The 15,206-nt window shown below is 54.4% G+C and carries 15 protein-coding genes and 4 tRNA genes; 15 read left to right on the forward strand and 4 right to left on the reverse strand.

Annotated elements, in window-relative coordinates; translation table 11 throughout:
* The first annotated feature begins 81 nt into the window (after nucleotides 1-81).
* The 7 genes from ACJU26_RS09325 to ACJU26_RS09355 all read left to right on the forward strand — a co-directional run bounded on the left by ACJU26_RS09325 (nucleotide 82) and on the right by ACJU26_RS09355 (nucleotide 8,602).
* Entirely contained in the window at nucleotides 82-3,102 is a 3,021-nt protein-coding gene (locus ACJU26_RS09325) for a hypothetical protein (RefSeq protein ID WP_414039419.1), read from the forward strand.
* The gene (locus ACJU26_RS09330) at nucleotides 3,087-4,226 is read left to right on the forward strand and encodes a hypothetical protein (RefSeq protein WP_414039420.1); all 1,140 of its coding nucleotides are present in this window, start codon (nucleotides 3,087-3,089) and stop codon (nucleotides 4,224-4,226) included. The genes ACJU26_RS09325 and ACJU26_RS09330 overlap by 16 nt, the downstream gene beginning before the upstream one ends.
* Nucleotides 4,223-5,905, forward strand: coding sequence for a conjugal transfer protein TraN (traN, locus tag ACJU26_RS09335; protein WP_414039421.1), 1,683 nt, complete (start codon nucleotides 4,223-4,225; stop codon nucleotides 5,903-5,905). Before ACJU26_RS09330 ends, traN begins: the two co-directional genes overlap by 4 nt.
* 61 nt (nucleotides 5,906-5,966) lie before the next feature.
* A complete protein-coding gene (locus ACJU26_RS09340) occupies nucleotides 5,967-6,767 on the forward strand; it encodes a hypothetical protein (RefSeq protein WP_414039422.1) in 801 nt (266 codons plus the stop codon).
* Nucleotides 6,768-6,865: 98 nt separating this feature from the next.
* Complete coding sequence (locus ACJU26_RS09345) at nucleotides 6,866-7,390, forward strand: Rad52/Rad22 family DNA repair protein (RefSeq protein WP_414039423.1); 525 nt, start codon at nucleotides 6,866-6,868, stop codon at nucleotides 7,388-7,390.
* 258 nt (nucleotides 7,391-7,648) lie between these two features.
* The gene (locus tag ACJU26_RS09350) at nucleotides 7,649-7,924 is read left to right on the forward strand and encodes a hypothetical protein (RefSeq protein WP_414039424.1); all 276 of its coding nucleotides are present in this window, start codon (nucleotides 7,649-7,651) and stop codon (nucleotides 7,922-7,924) included.
* A 60-nt stretch (nucleotides 7,925-7,984) separates the two neighbouring features.
* Complete coding sequence (locus tag ACJU26_RS09355) at nucleotides 7,985-8,602, forward strand: hypothetical protein (protein WP_414039425.1); 618 nt, start codon at nucleotides 7,985-7,987, stop codon at nucleotides 8,600-8,602.
* 7 nt (nucleotides 8,603-8,609) lie between these two features.
* Here ACJU26_RS09355 and speD read toward each other — a convergent pair whose 3' ends face one another.
* Nucleotides 8,610-8,975 carry an adenosylmethionine decarboxylase gene (gene speD, locus ACJU26_RS09360; protein ID WP_414039426.1) on the reverse strand — a complete coding sequence of 122 codons (366 nt, stop codon included), beginning with the start codon at nucleotides 8,973-8,975 and terminating at the stop codon, nucleotides 8,610-8,612.
* Between the two features lie 179 nt (nucleotides 8,976-9,154).
* Between speD and ACJU26_RS09365 the strand changes: the two genes are divergently transcribed.
* The 3 genes from ACJU26_RS09365 (at nucleotide 9,155) to ACJU26_RS09375 (ending at nucleotide 11,283) form a co-directional block, all read left to right on the forward strand.
* Nucleotides 9,155-9,667 (forward strand): hypothetical protein, encoded by a 513-nt coding sequence (locus ACJU26_RS09365; RefSeq protein WP_414039427.1) that lies wholly within the window; start codon nucleotides 9,155-9,157, stop codon nucleotides 9,665-9,667.
* A 147-nt stretch (nucleotides 9,668-9,814) separates the two neighbouring features.
* Entirely contained in the window at nucleotides 9,815-10,687 is an 873-nt protein-coding gene (locus tag ACJU26_RS09370; protein ID WP_414039428.1) for a hypothetical protein, read from the forward strand.
* An 8-nt stretch (nucleotides 10,688-10,695) separates the two neighbouring features.
* Nucleotides 10,696-11,283, forward strand: coding sequence for a transglycosylase SLT domain-containing protein (locus ACJU26_RS09375; protein WP_414039429.1), 588 nt, complete (start codon nucleotides 10,696-10,698; stop codon nucleotides 11,281-11,283).
* Here ACJU26_RS09375 and ACJU26_RS09380 read toward each other — a convergent pair.
* Together ACJU26_RS09380 and ACJU26_RS09385 are read right to left on the reverse strand one after the other, a co-directional pair.
* The gene (locus tag ACJU26_RS09380) at nucleotides 11,276-11,686 is read right to left on the reverse strand and encodes a hypothetical protein (RefSeq protein WP_414039430.1); all 411 of its coding nucleotides are present in this window, start codon (nucleotides 11,684-11,686) and stop codon (nucleotides 11,276-11,278) included. The genes ACJU26_RS09375 and ACJU26_RS09380 overlap by 8 nt on opposite strands.
* A 321-nt stretch (nucleotides 11,687-12,007) precedes the next feature.
* Nucleotides 12,008-12,595 carry an HNH endonuclease gene (locus tag ACJU26_RS09385; protein ID WP_414039431.1) on the reverse strand — a complete coding sequence of 196 codons (588 nt, stop codon included), beginning with the start codon at nucleotides 12,593-12,595 and terminating at the stop codon, nucleotides 12,008-12,010.
* A gap of 200 nt (nucleotides 12,596-12,795) precedes the next feature.
* Between ACJU26_RS09385 and ACJU26_RS09390 the strand changes: the two genes are divergently transcribed.
* On the forward strand, nucleotides 12,796-13,446 hold the full coding sequence (locus ACJU26_RS09390) for a hypothetical protein (RefSeq protein ID WP_414039432.1): 651 nt from the start codon (nucleotides 12,796-12,798) through the stop codon (nucleotides 13,444-13,446).
* On the opposite strand, the gene ACJU26_RS09395 is transcribed toward ACJU26_RS09390, so the two are convergent.
* Entirely contained in the window at nucleotides 13,408-13,797 is a 390-nt protein-coding gene (locus ACJU26_RS09395; RefSeq protein WP_414039433.1) for a hypothetical protein, read from the reverse strand. The two genes, ACJU26_RS09390 and ACJU26_RS09395, sit on opposite strands and share 39 nt — an antisense overlap.
* A 440-nt stretch (nucleotides 13,798-14,237) precedes the next feature.
* On the opposite strand from ACJU26_RS09395, the gene ACJU26_RS09400 reads away from it, so the two are divergent.
* The 4 genes from ACJU26_RS09400 to ACJU26_RS09415 all read left to right on the forward strand — a co-directional run bounded on the left by ACJU26_RS09400 (nucleotide 14,238) and on the right by ACJU26_RS09415 (nucleotide 15,201).
* Nucleotides 14,238-14,310: transfer RNA gene (locus tag ACJU26_RS09400), tRNA-Met, on the forward strand.
* 86 nt (nucleotides 14,311-14,396) lie between these two features.
* A tRNA-Pro gene (locus ACJU26_RS09405) sits at nucleotides 14,397-14,473 on the forward strand.
* Between the two features lie 83 nt (nucleotides 14,474-14,556).
* Nucleotides 14,557-14,632: transfer RNA gene (locus ACJU26_RS09410), tRNA-Ala, on the forward strand.
* Nucleotides 14,633-15,115: 483 nt separating this feature from the next.
* Nucleotides 15,116-15,201: transfer RNA gene (locus tag ACJU26_RS09415), tRNA-Tyr, on the forward strand.
* Nucleotides 15,202-15,206: the final 5 nt, after the last annotated feature.

Consider the following 15,206-nt stretch of genomic DNA (forward strand, 5'->3'; position numbering starts at 1 on the left):
CGATAGAGGATAAACCATCATCATATCTGGGGGGAACGGGAATCCCGGGTTTATCCATGACCAGGGATTCCCGGTTACAGGGTGCGCCTGAGCAAGACTTTATTTTCCATTCTTTTCGTTCTGGGAAGCCTCGCGTATTCCGGAACCAGTCTGGCGTCCATGACCAACTACACCACGCCGGTGAATGAACCGGGTAATGGCATCAGCATTGTGGACAGAAACGGGGTTCTCAGTTATCACGCCAATACCGGCAGCACGGCGGTACCATCCAAATTCCAGTCTTATACGGACACCAACCCGTCGGGCATAGCGGATGCTGCGGCCGGACAGGCCATGGGGTCCGCCTCTGACGAGAACGCGGAATCAAGAGCCATGGGAAGCGATACGGGCGAACCCGGAGCGGCTCCGGAAAGCAGTTCCGCAAGTGGCACCGGGATTACCGTCGCTTACGGTTTCATCAAGTGCGGGAACGGGTATGCTCGTGAGGATACGGCACTGGACGGGTATCAAATCAGTTGTCTGGAAGATGGTAAATCGTCTTCCGGACAACGACAGGTTTCCGTTTCCGCCTGTAGTACGGACAATGGCGCCGATTGTGGCAATTTACCCAAGGAGATGACGGCGGCGGCAGCCACCAATGCTCCCGCGTCGGGAGTGGGTTATACGAACGGATGGAGTGCGGCCAGCGTCCCATTGGTGCCTGGCAGCACTTATGGGTTACCGGATTCCGGGAAACTCATCCTGGGGGACTGTGTGCCGTATGCGGTACACACCTGTGTGGGGAAACAATGTAACGGGGTCACCTATGTCAATGACCTGGGCGTTACCCGAACGTGTGGCCCCACTTCCAGCAATCCGTACTGTCAAACCCAGGAGTTGCCGAATCCGGCGTATCCGGTGGGAAATTTCGTGACGTGTGCGGCGGAGATACGGCAGTCGGACACCTTCTCAAGCCGTAATTTCTATAATTTGTCCAATCGTGGGCAAACCGCTGAAGAAAAGGGCTTGTACAACGGGAACAGCTATATTTCGGACACCGTGGGTGCCGGTGTTGTCGACAATCAGGGGACGCAAATATTTCAGGGGACAACATCCGCATCGGCGAAGTTGGCCACGGATATCCTGAACAACGACGGTATCCAGACATGTACGGACAACCAGGTATCCCAGATGACGGGCGGGCAGGGATATGCCGTAACCTGCAATGGGCAAAGCGATGTGCCGGTATCCGGTTTCGGCAGTACGTCCTGCTCTACCGGATATACCTGTAATAAATTCACCACGACCACCACAAAAACAAAGGTGAGTTGCAACGAAACCGTAGGCGACAGCCAGGCGTATTCGGATATTGTCGACCCGGTGCGGCACTGCACATCCGTCAACAAGATGACCAATTGCGGATATGGGTCCTGTACCAGCATTGACAGCATACCGGAAACATATGACAGGAAGGAAACCTGGCAATGCCCTACCTGCAAACCCTACTACACGTATCTGGATACGGTAACATGGTCGCTGAATGCTCCGCAGGTTTGCAACAGCTACGCCTGGAGCGGGACGAACCAGATGGTCGTCAGTACATCCACGACAGCAGACCCGAACTATTACCGGGCGGCCCTGGATTATAGCCCGAACAGCAATACGTTTTCAGGATATACCAACATTTCCGGGACGGAGGCGGTGGGTTGCACCAGCAGCGGAAATTCCGGCGTCATGGGGACGGGAGACGAAATCTGCCCGGACAGTCACCCATTGGGGGCGAATTCCGCGGCAGTGGGTTCCTGCATCACCCTGAACCAGAAAACCGGAAACTGGAGCGGCGGACCGATTACCGTGGAATCGGAACCCAAAACTTCAGCTTATGGCGGGTATGTCCAGCAGAACATGGTGTTCACGCCAGAGGGTCAGGATATCCACATCACGGACAGCCAGACAACGGCGACCTGTACCCGCCACAAGAACTGCACCACGAAGAAAGTGCCTACCACTACGTGCAAGGAAGAAGAAGTACAAACCGGACAGAGTTGCACGACGACACAGCAATGCACGACCAAAAAAGTGTGCCACAAGGTTTCGGCGGGGTTTTCGTGCGTTTGGGAAACGGGGCCTTGGCGTCTTTATGAAATCCACTGTGGAGTAGTGGGTGTTACTGGCAATTATGCAGTAGGTGTTTCGACGGTTGGACCCAACTTTTGTCCATCCAATGCCACGCCTTATTGCTTTTATGGTTTTGGGAGCAATGTGGGGGAACGACACCAGGTACTTTCAACACCACTGTATAAGAATGTCTGCCACACCGTCAAAACCTGTCATCCCGTCAAGACCTGTACGCCCGTTTATACCGAAGAGAAGGTCTGCACCACGACGTACCATGAAGTCACGACGTGCAATCCGTACACGTCCTGCGTTACGAGTTCCGACAATTTTGGGCAGATTGGGCAGATTACCGCCCGGGTGAAATCCACGAAGCACTATGCCTGCACGGACAGTCCGGGTAATCCCGTGCAGTCGAAGGATTACACCTACAGCACCTGCCGGGGTTACACGTCGGTTACCCGGCAAATTGGCAGTCTGGGGGCCACGCCGTCGAGCCCCGGAGAGGCCGAATCCGGAGATTACGGAAAAACGATTACCAACCTGTGCATCGGATATACGGACTCTGCGGCGGGTCCGCCGAAACCGGCCTGTCCGGATACGGGGGTGCCTTATAACGTGAAGCAATCGGCGAAGTTTGCGGTAGCCTATGAAAACTTTGTCAAATGTTCCGGAGAAGCTACGGGAAACTGGGGTTGTGCCGTGTCTGCGGACGCAGCGAATGCGCCATCCAGTTGCCCGCCTCCGATGAGCACCACGGACAACACCTCGCCGGTAAGCGGTTGCGGTTTCGGGTCGTTGCAGGACGCCAACGCGGCCGGGGGTGACTATTACGGGACCTGTTCCGGAGCGAATGACCCCAACCACGCCTTTGCCCGGGACTTGCTGGCGGATTCCGCCTGTTCCGTGGCGAAATCGGTCTGTCCGGTAATACAGGATGGCCACTGTATCAACCCGTGGACTTTCTATGCCTGTTATGGAGCGGTATCCGCATGTCCCAATACCTGAGAAAATATCTGCTGGCGGCTTTCCTCATCCTGCCGACCCCGGCATGGGCGACGGTTTACAGTCTGTCGCACATGCCCAACGTAACCCGCATGGCGGCGGCGGTGACCCCGGGGCAGGATGCCGACGACATTCAGCCGGACAACATGACTTCCGTGCTGCACCTGTTTCGCACCGGAGACGGTTGGAGCAATGGTTCACAGGCCAGGAAACAGGCCACGGGCAAGTGCGACTGGGACCTGGGGCGAGGTTGCTCATTCAACGATGCCCGGGACTGCCAGATAGCGGCGGGAGGCACCTGGAACACTTGCCATTTCGAGTTGATGGTCAATGGCACCTATACCACGGTAAATCCCAATACAGGATTGCAGAGTTGTAACAGCGATACCGCGCAGGACAACACCGAATGCAAGCATAATGTCGAGAAAGTCACCGTCAACTGGGGGGATGGCACCACGACTGTCGCCACTTATGCGCACTCGCCCAACAATAATGAATATGACCCCACCAATGTGCCCATGTACATAGCCCGTCATACCTACAGCAGTCTCTCGGATGGCCATGCGGGAACCTATTCCATTACCGTCACCGAAAATGTGGGCGGGACCTGGAAAGAGGACTGCATCCTGAAAAAGGTGAGAGTACCCATACAGGTGTGCGGGCTTTCCGTGGTTTCTGGGAGTGCGGGGTGGGATTATTGCCAGAAACCCGGCGGAAATTGGACCCTGGGCGGTGGTGAATGGTGGCATGGTCCGTGTCCGTCAGGTGAAAACCTGCTGAACTGTCCCCAGGAATATCTGGGACCCAATCAGATTCGTATAGGTCCCGGCTGGTGTTACGCATTCACCTGGCCCGGCAATTTTCCGAAAACGATAAACGGTGGTCCGGCCGATTTCTGTCATGGCAACAAGCACAGCGACTGCGGTTACGATGTCATTGCCGAGAATCAATGCACCACGGAATACATCTGGAAAGAGAAAAAGTTTTGCACCCCTGTTCTGGTGGGTGGGCAGGACGAAACCCAGACGGCTCAGGTGTATGTGTATCATGATACGCCACCGCCGGTACAAAGTGGTGTTGAAAACGCCGCTCCCACGCCAAGTACGATTGCCGAGGAGCCTGAATGATGAAAACCCTGTTCGCGGTAATCGTATCTCTGATTCTGATGTGTGGCGTGGCCGAGGCGGGTTGTCAGTTGTCCGCCGAGCATTGCGAAACGAAATCCAACGGGGTCTGCATACAGGAACATCTGACGTATACCTGTACCACACAGACGCATACTTGCGCGTCGTACAGCACAACAACCAGTGGGGCCTGTACCCAGAACATGGCGGGTACCCAGAACCAGACGGCTCACGCACCCAACAATAACAGTTTTGATGACGCGATGAAGGATTTGGCGCTGTTGAATGCCGTGAAAAAGGATTTGACGGGCATCCACCCCATTCGTATTTTTGGGGGCAAATATTACAACTGTGTGAACCCGCTGGCCTCCGGGGTTGGCATGACCCAGAATTGTTGTGAAAGCAATCTGAAACCCAGCAGTCATGGTCTGTTTGTGGGATGCGCCAAGGAAGCCGTGAAGTTGGCCGGGTATGTGCGGGCTGGAACGGCCTATGAGTTTTCCTCCAATTGTGACGGGGGACTGTCCCTGTTCGGTAGTTGTGTTGTTTGTGCGGGCAACCAGCAGGATTATTGTGCATTTGACAACAAGTTGGCGGAAATCATCCAGGTCAAGGGGCGGGCGCAACTGGCCGCATTGGCGGCTGCCGGATATGCGGGGGCCACTTCCGGCAGCAAGCAAACATTCACCTATTACACGAAGGGAATCACCAACACCCACGGCCACTGGGTGGCATTTCCGGCGCTGAACCACAATCAGGTGTGGGTCTGGCAGTGGCCCGGGGCGTGCAACAGTGACAGTGCCGGTTCCACCCTGAAATGCCCTTCGCAACCGAATCTGGGGGTGGCTTTCTGCAACAAGTCCGATTGCGTAACCCCTACGGCGTCGCCCATGGGTTCCACCCCGAAAGGCGATGAAATCGTGTACATCCATCCCGAGAAGGACGCCAGTCACGCCATATCCAAGTACGTGGTATTGACGGGCGATTGCAAAGCCGGGACTGGCGGTACGGATACCTGCACGTACATCGAGTCCGCGTACCCCGGAGTCGGTAACGGTGGCGCAGGCGACGCCGTGTTGCGCGCCAAACTCACTTTCCCGCTGTATGTTTATTCACAAGGCCATGATGACGGGTATCTTACCAGCACGGCCACCGCCAATGCCGAATTCTGGGGACAGTCATTGCCCATGTCCGACCAGGGCAAAGGGTTGCCGAGTACGGTGAATGTGGCTTATACCCTGGGGGATGTGGAATCCGGCAATCTTACCGCCGGCAACGCGCAGCATACCGTGGCGTTGCCCACCCATATCACGATGACTTCGGACGATACGCTGACGGGAAATGCTGTGGGCCGCATCGTGGTGTTCGGCGGCTGCTCCGTCACCACGAATCTTTGCACATATACGTTCGAGGTTCCCGCGAATGTCCATGCCAAGCCATGGTATACCGCTTCGCATGGGGGTCCCTGCAACCACACGCCTAAAAGGAATACGATTGATTGTTCGGGGTTTACCCTGCAAGAATTCGAGGAACTCAATCTGGCCAAGATGCATCTGGGCAGGGTGCTCCTGTCCATGGCACCCAAGGCGCCCAGTAAAAGTGCGGAACAATCCATCGCAGAGCGCGAAGCGGCGTCCCAGGCCGATAATCCGGAATCTCCCGTAGCCGCAGCGTCCAGTTAATCTGCGTTTTCCGGTAAACCACACGCGGCAATGTCGCCGTGTGTTGACCAGGAGGTGAATCATGCGCATTGGGGCACCACCAGAGAAATGGCTGCCAATGCTGGGAAAGACGGAAAGGGATTATCGACCGCTGCTCGGAATGGAACTCGAACTCTTTCATGAGCGCGGGTATGACGAGGAGCAACTTTCCAGATTCCGCAGCAGGCTCGATACGGAGCAGCAATGTTTCCTGGCTGCGGCCATGTATGACGCGTCCGTGCATGGTGCCGAATTCGTCACGAATCCGGCGTCTCTGGATATTCATGCCAAATTCTGGCCGGGTCTCATAGAGTCTCTTGTGGAGTTTGGCTTCGTGGTAAAACCGAATTCCGGAGGATTGCATGTCCATGTTTCCAAAACGGGCATGCTGCCGGGGCAGCTCACCATCCTGTTGGCTTTGGTTATCTATGGCGGACAGGATTGGGAGCGGTTCCAGGAACTCGTTCATGGAAGAACCGGAATCCGGTGGGCTGCCGGAGTACCTGCCGCCCGGGCGTGTCCGGATAATTTCCAGGCGTCGTGGAAATTGGCGGAAAGCTACATCCAGGAGTTTCACAACAATCCGAATTATACCAAGAGGTATGTCCGGTTGAATCTGGTTCCCACGGAAACACTGGAGTTCAGGCAGGGACACGCCACGCTTTCCTACAGACGAATTATGACGCGCCTGGAGTTTGTGGATGCCATGATGGCATTTACCCATACCGCTTGTCGCAAGGGGCCGTTACACAAGCTGTTCAATCGCGGACTACCCAGTGTAAGGGGTTTCCTGCAATGGGTGGAACGCCAGGACAGGTGGCCGCATCTTCTGGAATCGAGTTGATTGTCACCCCGCTTCGGCGGGGTTTTTTCTGTCCAATTCCGCCGTTCCGGTAATACTGGTTGCGGTAATGTCGCCGTGTGTTGACTAAGAGGTGAATCATGGAAGCATTGAAAGCCCCCTTCCCGTTGGCAGAAATCCGTTGGCGGGTGGGGTTCCGGAACAGTAACAACACCCGCGGGTCGGCGCTGGCGTATGTGGATGCCCGCACCGTCATGGAACGTCTGGATGAGGTTCTGGGTACAGACGGCTGGGCCTCGGAGATAACGCCCATCAGTAGTGGGGATGGATTCGTGGGAGCCAAGTGCCGACTTACCCTGTTTCTGGAAGCAGGGGAGGTCTGGCGAGAGGATTTCGGTGCCGTTCCGGAATCCGGACAGGAACCCTTGAAATCCGCCGCCAGTGACGCGTTCAAACGGGCCGCCGTCCAGTTCGGGATAGGTCGGTATCTTTACGAGTTGCCAACCACCTGGGTGGACCTGGACGCCGATGGACGTATGCGGGAAACCCCGGAACTGCCGGATTGGGCCTTGCCGGAATCGGAACGGACTTCCGAACCTGAACCGGAAAGGGCACCCGCTCGTACCCGTCGCAGTGCCACGCCTCGCGCCCGTTGGCGGGATTGAGTACTCGCACACTACCCCGCTTCGGCGGGGTTTTTTATCGGCGGGGCACGCCGGGGTAATCTGTTCTCCAACGTAATGTTGGAGAATTGTCTGGAACCCAAGGGAACCCGGCAATCGAAGCGGCTTGGGCCGCTGCTGGCAGAAAGGAATCCTCGCCATTCAGGACGAGGATGATATCAACCCCAAAGTTCTTTTTCCGGTAACGGAACATACGGCAATTCCGCCGTGTGTTCATGGAGAAAGATGATGAGCAACTACATGACAGCATTAAAAATCCTTGCCGCGCAGGAAATGACGCGGCATATGAAAGAGATACCGGAATCCTGGATTCCGGAACTGGCGTTGCTGTCCACGCAGGAAGTCCTGCGGGAACGGAAAGCCGAGGGTGGCGGCACCATTCCGCGGGAGGATGTCGTAACGGCACCAGCAATTCTGGAGGCGGTGGACACGCTGAGGGGACGGGCCCAATCCATTCTGACCCAGCCAGAACTTGGGGCCGAATGCCGGAAATGGGTCGGCGTCCTGGCTTTGTAGGATACACACCCCTGCTTTTTGGCGGGGGTTTTCTAATGGGCGATTTTCGGTAATGGATGAATGAAATTATCCATTCCTTTTATTTTGTTTACCCTGTTTGGCCTGTCCGGCCCGGCCGATGCCGAGATGTTGTCGCCACAAAGTAATCACATCCCGGCGCACTGGGTGACCTATGCCCATCCGGGGAAAGCTGTAACTGGTGAGAAGCCGAGAAAGAAAAGCCGGAGTACGGTATCCATCACTTATCAGACGCCCGCCCATACTGCGGGAAAATCGTCCGGGACCACCTTTCGAGGGCATTCGCGAACAAACCCTGGGAACACGACCCGTTCCCTATTTTCCGGTCCCCGTATCACCCGCCAACAGGCTACGCGGGATTATGTATCCGAAGCGGAACGGGCAGCGCATGAGGGTGGTGGGGCATCGTATCTACCGCCGGACTGGCTCAATAACAACCATGTGACCGCACAGGATGATGGGGCTTATCTGTCCCAGGAAAGAAACATCGCCAATCGGGATGCCATCAGAATGCGCGAAGACGAGATTATCCGGAATGCCCGCATAGCTCGTAATCCGCGTGCAGAAGCCATTCGGAACCATCTGGACGCCATGTCCCGACAACTGACATCCACCGCCAAGGCCGATGCCCGACAGGTGGCTTCCCAGACACAACCGTAACTGTCGCTCAGGGCGGTGTGTGCGTCAGCCCGCGTTCCCGCATTTCTCTTTGAAAACGGGATACTTTCAGGTCGTTCAACAGGGACGTTTCCAGGGCGGACATATCCGTGTTTTCTCCGCAGGTAAAGGCATCGATGGCACAGTAACCATCTTCAGGCCAGGTGTGAATGGAAAGATGGGATTCCGCCAACACCAATACACCGGTAATTCCCACCGGTGAAAACCGGTGAAACTTTTCTGCCACGACAGTACATCTCCCGGCTTTTGCCGCCCGAAGCAGCATTTCTCTGAGACGGACACCGTCCGTTAACACATCCGCGGCAATACCCCAGCAATCCAGCAACAAATGCGTACCGTGCGCGATGTTTCCCATGTCTGGAACCCTCCCCATTAAAAACACACCCGCAATCCGGGTGTGATTTCCCATTACCGATAATCAGGAATTGGCTATTTGATATCTGAGCATTTCCACCGAAGGCAAAAATAAAAAGTTTCCCGCCCGTGAATATTGATTATCCGGTAAAGGACGGCGTGTAACACGGGGGATTTCCAATGGATAAAGATGAATATTGCCTGGACATGGCATCGCAAGCCGCCAAGGTGGCGCATCGAGTGTGTCCAGACATGGACTACGAGGTATTACTGGCCAACGCCTGGCTGATTATCCACAACCAGCAAAATAAACACAAAGATTTTCGAGACTTGTATTTCCCGGCTACTTATTTTGCGCGGGCAGCCATCCGTCTCACCGCAAATGAGACAAAACATCACCAAAAAGAAATATCCCGGGATTCTTTGGACGATTTTTGTTCGGAACCATTGGATGACACCCCGGACTGGGCGGCTCTATTGGGTGATTTTCGCCGATTGCGCAATCGGCTTGACCGAGCCATTTACGCCATTCGCTTGGCACCAAATACCCAAGAAGAAGATATACGGGATGCGATAGCCTTAGGCTATTCCCAAATAAAGAAACGTCCCGCGCCCAAGAAAAGGTATAAACCAGGCGTCCGAAAACTCGCAGAATTATTCGAGAAAATTTATTTCTCGAATCCCAGGAAATAATGCCCACAACCCCGCACGTGGCGGGGTTTTCTTTGTGGAATTCGTTATGGATTTTTTTAACCAATTTTTCAATTGGTTACACGACGCCGAAAGGAAGCTGTAACCCCCTCTATAGGGAGTCACAGCAAAAGCGAGGAACTCGGCGTCATGAAAATATCGATGAATGTACTGGAATCGGCAGAATTTAAAAAAATGGTAAAAGAGCGTGGCAAGAGAATTTACGGGAATCAGCGCAAGTTTTTATCGCCTGCCGTGGTGGATGTGGATGATGTCTGCCAGGAGTTTTACCTGGCGGCGTATCGGGTGTTGCGTTTGGATAAAGAGTACATGTCTCTAAACCATTTTTTTAATACCGTGACGATTGCTGTCTATAATCACCTAAAGTCCGAATATTATCGCGGGACCATCAGCCATACGGGCATACATACGGTGGATTTGCGCAAGGGACCCACTCCCGCAGACCCCCGAAAGCAGTTGCGGGACAACATCGCCTTGTCCATGCAGGCCACTCCCCTGTCACTCCAGGACCCGCTGGCCGGACAAAGTCAGAGTGGTGGCGACATGATGCGGGATGAGACGATTGGCGAGGATGCCATCGCTGGGCTTTTACCGTCATTATCCGATGTGGACTTGGCTGTATTGATGGACAAGTGCCCGCACATTTATGCAATTCTTAACCGCGATATGGTTCCGCCGTCCAGACGCCGGGTGCTTCCAGATACTTTGGCCAATGAATTACTGGACTATGTGGATTCCGGTGAATCCTTGGATTCCTGGACGGAGGAGCTATCGAACAGCTCCCGCGAAGCCGTCCGGGCCGCTGCGACTCGCCACTATAAAAAACTGCAAGAAAATTACCGTAGGAACCGGGAAAGCGGGGAAAGTCGCATCAATATCATCATGGGCTTGATAACGGCGCATCGGATTCCGTTGTACGAATTTTTGGGCTTGTTGTTTTTGGTCTGTGAAACCGGACGGGGTGCCCGGGGACCCTATCACAAACGCCGGAGCGAGAAATGAAACAAACCATGCATATTAAAGCATTCGGCGTATTTCCCATCCTGTTTGCAGGGCTTCTGGCGGTTCACCCGGCATCGGGTGGCCACTTGCCGAGTGCATCGCGAATACCGGCGAGACATTCGTCGTTTCGCATCTTGTGGGGTGCCGGACATGCCAGAATGCTGAAGAATATCGAAAATGCGGGGATGTGGCACGCCGCCAGAAAACTCGCCGGCCCCTATGCCGCCCAGGCGATTGAACAGGCAGAACTCCAGCATTTGCCGAAACTGCTGATTGCGGCCATCATTCATCAGGAAAATGGCGGGGATTTGTATCATTGTGCGGAGGTGGTATCCCCCGCCGGGGCCATAGGGCCCATGCAACTCATGCCGGATACGGCCTGGCAATTTCTGCGAATCAACCCCTGGAACCCCCGCCAGAACATTCAGGGGGGTGCCCGATATGTGAAATATCTGGTCGAGGAGTTTCATAGTGTGCGAAAAGCGCTGATGGCCTATAATGCGGGCCCCACCGCAGTGGCACGGGGATATGTCCCGCAGTCTTCCGTATTTTACGCCCGGGCCATCATGAAGAGTGCCGGACTGGTGGTTATTTGAGGCAAATTTCCCGAAGTCTGGTTTTTCCGGCGGATTCCGTTTTCCCGGACAGCACTTCGGCGTCCATGCCGAAACTCTGGAATATTCTGGCACATGTTTCAGGATTCAAACTGCTTCCCCGGAATATACACAGAATAACCCGTCCGCTTTGATAATGGCGTTGGTACTCTTCCGGTGTCCAGGGGTCCGTTTCCGGAAACTCCGTCCAGTGGGTTTCCTGCAAGGCTCGCAGGCCATCTTTCAGTATTCGTTTCGGGTGCGCCAGCCAACGCTCTACGGGGGTTTTCTGATACCAGACACATCGGTTTCCCTCGATGAGTTGCAGGGTTTTGAAATCCCCCCAGAGTCCATCATCATACGGATGCCCTTGCCCATAATGCAACATCGCCGTGGTGGTTCCCATAGGCTGTCTCCTCTGTCTGCGTTCGAGTGGGGACAGAGCATAGCATATATTCCCGGAATCCGGACAAACGGAACCCGGCATCCAAACGGGTACCGGGTAACAATAACACCGTCATGGCGGGGTACGCTGCTTTCCCTCGAAATGTGGAAGCCCTGTAATGCCAGGCACAGCGGGGGACACTCTCCCCGTTCCGGGATATCCGGGACATTGCCCCGGATATCCTGAATAATCAGCGAATATCCCTTTCCAGGATACCCGCATGTTCCGTACGCATACGGAACCTCCCGCAACCACCGTTACCGAAAAAGAAAAATTGGTAAATCAAGCGGCAACGGGTTCCCAATTGCGTGTTTGTTCCAGCAAACGTTGGGACTTGAAACGGCTTCGCAGGATATCCATCTGGCTGCCCAGAATACGTCGATGACGCAACAGAAACAGGAATTCCGCCTGATTGGGGACATAGGGGACGGCCAGCAGAGACATTCCGGCCTGCTGCAAGGTGCGGTTGGATTTATGGGAGTTGCACCGTACACAGGAGCACACCGTATTCATCCAGGTGTCCGCCCCTCCCCGGCTGCGGGGATGAATATGGTCCCGCGTGAGATGTTTCCGGCTGAAAACCCCGCCACAATATAAACAGGTGTATTCATCCCGCTGAAACAGGGCATCGTTGGTCAAGGGGGGTTCCGGCATGTTTCTCCAGATGGACCCCTTATTGGCAAAAACCGGATGCAGGGGCATCTCGGTTTGCGTGCCATCCCGCCCATAACCACCCCGCAATACCCGAATCGGGTCGCCGTAGGTCCAGGCCACCAAATCCTTGGCATAATAATAACTGGCTTCCTCATCCGAAAGCCAGGCCATCGGATTACCTTGTATATCCAGCCGTAATATGGGTTCTTTGGGCATACGTAATCCGGGGACAACCGGAACCATTTCCGGTACGGGATAGCGCCGTTCCCCAACTCCTTTTCGTTCCTGTGCTATCCATGTGCCAACATTACCGAAAACGTCATATTGAGTGGACCGCCTTGGGACAAAACCGCCAGTTCCAGTAATACTGGACATGACATTACCGGGACAAAATCACCAGTTCCAGTAACACGGACATGACATTACCGGACACTTTTCGTTCCTTGATGCGAGACGCACACCCCGACTTTTATGACACGCGTCTGTTGCCGTATGTCCCGCCACAACAGGACTATTGCCGGGAAACCCGCAAGACATTGGACGGCTCCCTGAATCTTTCGAAAATCGTGGGAACACTGGAACCGGAATATGCCGGCAAATCGTGGAAAGAAATTCTCGATGCACCGGATTGCACCCAACGTATCCGGGACATGCAGGAAAACCCCAACGCCTATATGGATTTTTCAGCAAAACCGATGTCGTTTTTTTCCCCCGACAGTGGTATTACCTGGTATGTAGCCCACAATACGCGGGATACGGTGATAACTCGGGCACTTTATGCGGTAACCGCGCACGGAGACTATCTGTATGGCGTATCCTGCGAAATCCGGATTCCGGATTACCCGTTGTCCCACAAGCTGATGGAACTCACCTTGGATGGACGCTGTCCACAATGGCTGGACACCCGTGCGACAGTCCGGAAACAGGACTTTTCCTGGGAAACCACCCTATGGACGCACCGGTTTCAAATGAACGGGAAACCACTGTCCCGCGCGGATATACTCGCCCTGCCCAAAAAGAAAACCAGATTACCCCGACGCCCTTTCTGGCGGGGATTGTTCCGATAACTTCTCCGGGATGCCGACATGGAACCGGGGACGCTTGGATTCCAGATGCCGGCCAATGACCAGCGGGATGTTGAACAGTCCCCACGATGCCACCGCAAGAAACACCAAACTCGCCACATACGGCCAATATCCCGGATGGGGCAACCAGCGTTCCACCAGAAACCAGGAAAGATAAATGCCTCCCAGCAAGGCCCCGGCCAGGATGAACAGCAGCGAAAACAGCGTCAGAATGATGATTCCCACACCGACAAGCAGCAATGGACTCCATAACGGGGCCGTGAAAACCACCAACGATATCTGTTTTACCGTGCCCATGGACGGCGGCCCTGACTGCGCCACTTCATGCGTCATGTGCAACAAGGGTCTTGGTATCATGCTTCATTTACCGGAATATCATAATTGGATGACATTGACATAAAAAAATAAGCCTCAACATTAACAATAAGTTAATAGCGTTATTCACATTTTCTGCAAAAATCGTTTTGGACAAAAATCGAAATTGTCCCTTAATCCCTTATGCACTGGTGGCGGGAGCGTTTATCAGATGCCGACGGGCCGCTAATTTGAGAAGTTCAGTAATAGTGTCCCGAGCCTGATTTCGAGGACATCGAACAGGTATTGCTCTTTAAAAATAGAGGATGTTTCGCGGTTCGGAAACTTTCGTTTCCGGATTCGCGTTGGTGATGCTTTCCTTTAAGGGAGTATCACAATAACCTGGAAGCGATTCCGGGTTATCCTGAAGCACTCTGGCCGCAGAATGTTTCAGGATAACCGTACGGTTAAAATGTTAAAGCGGGTTGGTAGAGTGGCACTATGTCGGGTTCATGGCCCGGAGAAACGGTTCGATTCCGGTACCCGCTACCAATTTCATTGTGGGGTAGATAAAACAGACGTTTTCCGTTTCTTCGGAACGTTGTTGAGGGCTCGTGTCCCTCCCCCACACCCTATCTCTGTGCGTAGCTCAGTCTGGCAGAGTACCCGGCCTGGAACCGGGATGTCGTGGGTTCGAATCCCGCCGCGCAGACCAATTTCGCGAGTCGGTGTTTCACGGCAAACGAGTGGCCGCGGGAGGGATGCCATTCGGGAAGCACTGCCCGCATCCATATTCAGGGGGTTGTGGCGCAACGGGTAGCGCATCTGCTCCGCAGGCAGAATGTTGCGGGTTCGAGTCCCGCCAACTCCACCAAATAGAGGGATTCTATCCGTATTGTTGGATATATTTTCGCGACGGGCCTTGATACGGATACATCCATTAGCGGGTTTTGCCCGTCCAAGGGTTCGAGTCCCGCCAACTCCACCAAATAGAGGGATTCTATCCCGGTTGTTGGATATATTTCCGCGACGGGCCCTGATACGGATACATCCATTAGCGGGTTTTGCCCGTCCAAGGGTTCGAGTCCCGCCAACTCCACCAAATAGAGGGATTCTATCCCGGTTGTTGGATATATTTCCGCGACGGGCCTTGATACGGATATATCCATTAGCGGGTTTTGCCCGTCCAAGGGTTCGAGTCCCGCCAACTCCACCAATTTGCCCCGAGAGGGCAGCCTTACGCGCTTAAGGTCCGTTCCTGTTGGTCTGACGGCTTATGGGGAATGGTGCCAGTAGGAGATGCGTTTGCCGTCAGAAACGAATATTTCCGGACAAATCCTGGTATGCGCACATTTTTGGGAAGTGAGGGATGCGGCAAACCCACCTGACTGTAAATCAGACGCCTAGCGGCAACGCGCGGTTCGACTCCGTGGCTTCCCACCAATTTT

This window comes from Acidithiobacillus sp. M4-SHS-6 (assembly GCF_047421495.1).
Classification (GTDB): domain Bacteria; phylum Pseudomonadota; class Gammaproteobacteria; order Acidithiobacillales; family Acidithiobacillaceae; genus Acidithiobacillus.

Bases quoted from the DNA above. Each gene is read 5' to 3' on its own strand.
- ACJU26_RS09330 (WP_414039420.1), top strand. From the start codon at position 3,087: ATGTCCCAATACCTGAGAAAATATCTGCTGGCGGCTTTCCTCATCCTG.
- traN (WP_414039421.1), top strand. From the start codon at position 4,223: ATGATGAAAACCCTGTTCGCGGTAATCGTATCTCTGATTCTGATGTGT.
- ACJU26_RS09340 (WP_414039422.1), top strand. From the start codon at position 5,967: ATGCGCATTGGGGCACCACCAGAGAAATGGCTGCCAATGCTGGGAAAG.
- ACJU26_RS09345 (WP_414039423.1), top strand. From the start codon at position 6,866: ATGGAAGCATTGAAAGCCCCCTTCCCGTTGGCAGAAATCCGTTGGCGG.
- ACJU26_RS09350 (WP_414039424.1), top strand. From the start codon at position 7,649: ATGACAGCATTAAAAATCCTTGCCGCGCAGGAAATGACGCGGCATATG.
- ACJU26_RS09355 (WP_414039425.1), top strand. From the start codon at position 7,985: ATGAAATTATCCATTCCTTTTATTTTGTTTACCCTGTTTGGCCTGTCC.
- speD (WP_414039426.1), bottom strand. From the start codon at position 8,975: ATGGGAAACATCGCGCACGGTACGCATTTGTTGCTGGATTGCTGGGGT.
- ACJU26_RS09365 (WP_414039427.1), top strand. From the start codon at position 9,155: ATGGATAAAGATGAATATTGCCTGGACATGGCATCGCAAGCCGCCAAG.
- ACJU26_RS09370 (WP_414039428.1), top strand. From the start codon at position 9,815: ATGAAAATATCGATGAATGTACTGGAATCGGCAGAATTTAAAAAAATG.
- ACJU26_RS09375 (WP_414039429.1), top strand. From the start codon at position 10,696: ATGCATATTAAAGCATTCGGCGTATTTCCCATCCTGTTTGCAGGGCTT.
- ACJU26_RS09380 (WP_414039430.1), bottom strand. From the start codon at position 11,686: ATGGGAACCACCACGGCGATGTTGCATTATGGGCAAGGGCATCCGTAT.
- ACJU26_RS09385 (WP_414039431.1), bottom strand. From the start codon at position 12,595: ATGCCCAAAGAACCCATATTACGGCTGGATATACAAGGTAATCCGATG.
- ACJU26_RS09390 (WP_414039432.1), top strand. From the start codon at position 12,796: ATGACATTACCGGACACTTTTCGTTCCTTGATGCGAGACGCACACCCC.
- ACJU26_RS09395 (WP_414039433.1), bottom strand. From the start codon at position 13,797: ATGACGCATGAAGTGGCGCAGTCAGGGCCGCCGTCCATGGGCACGGTA.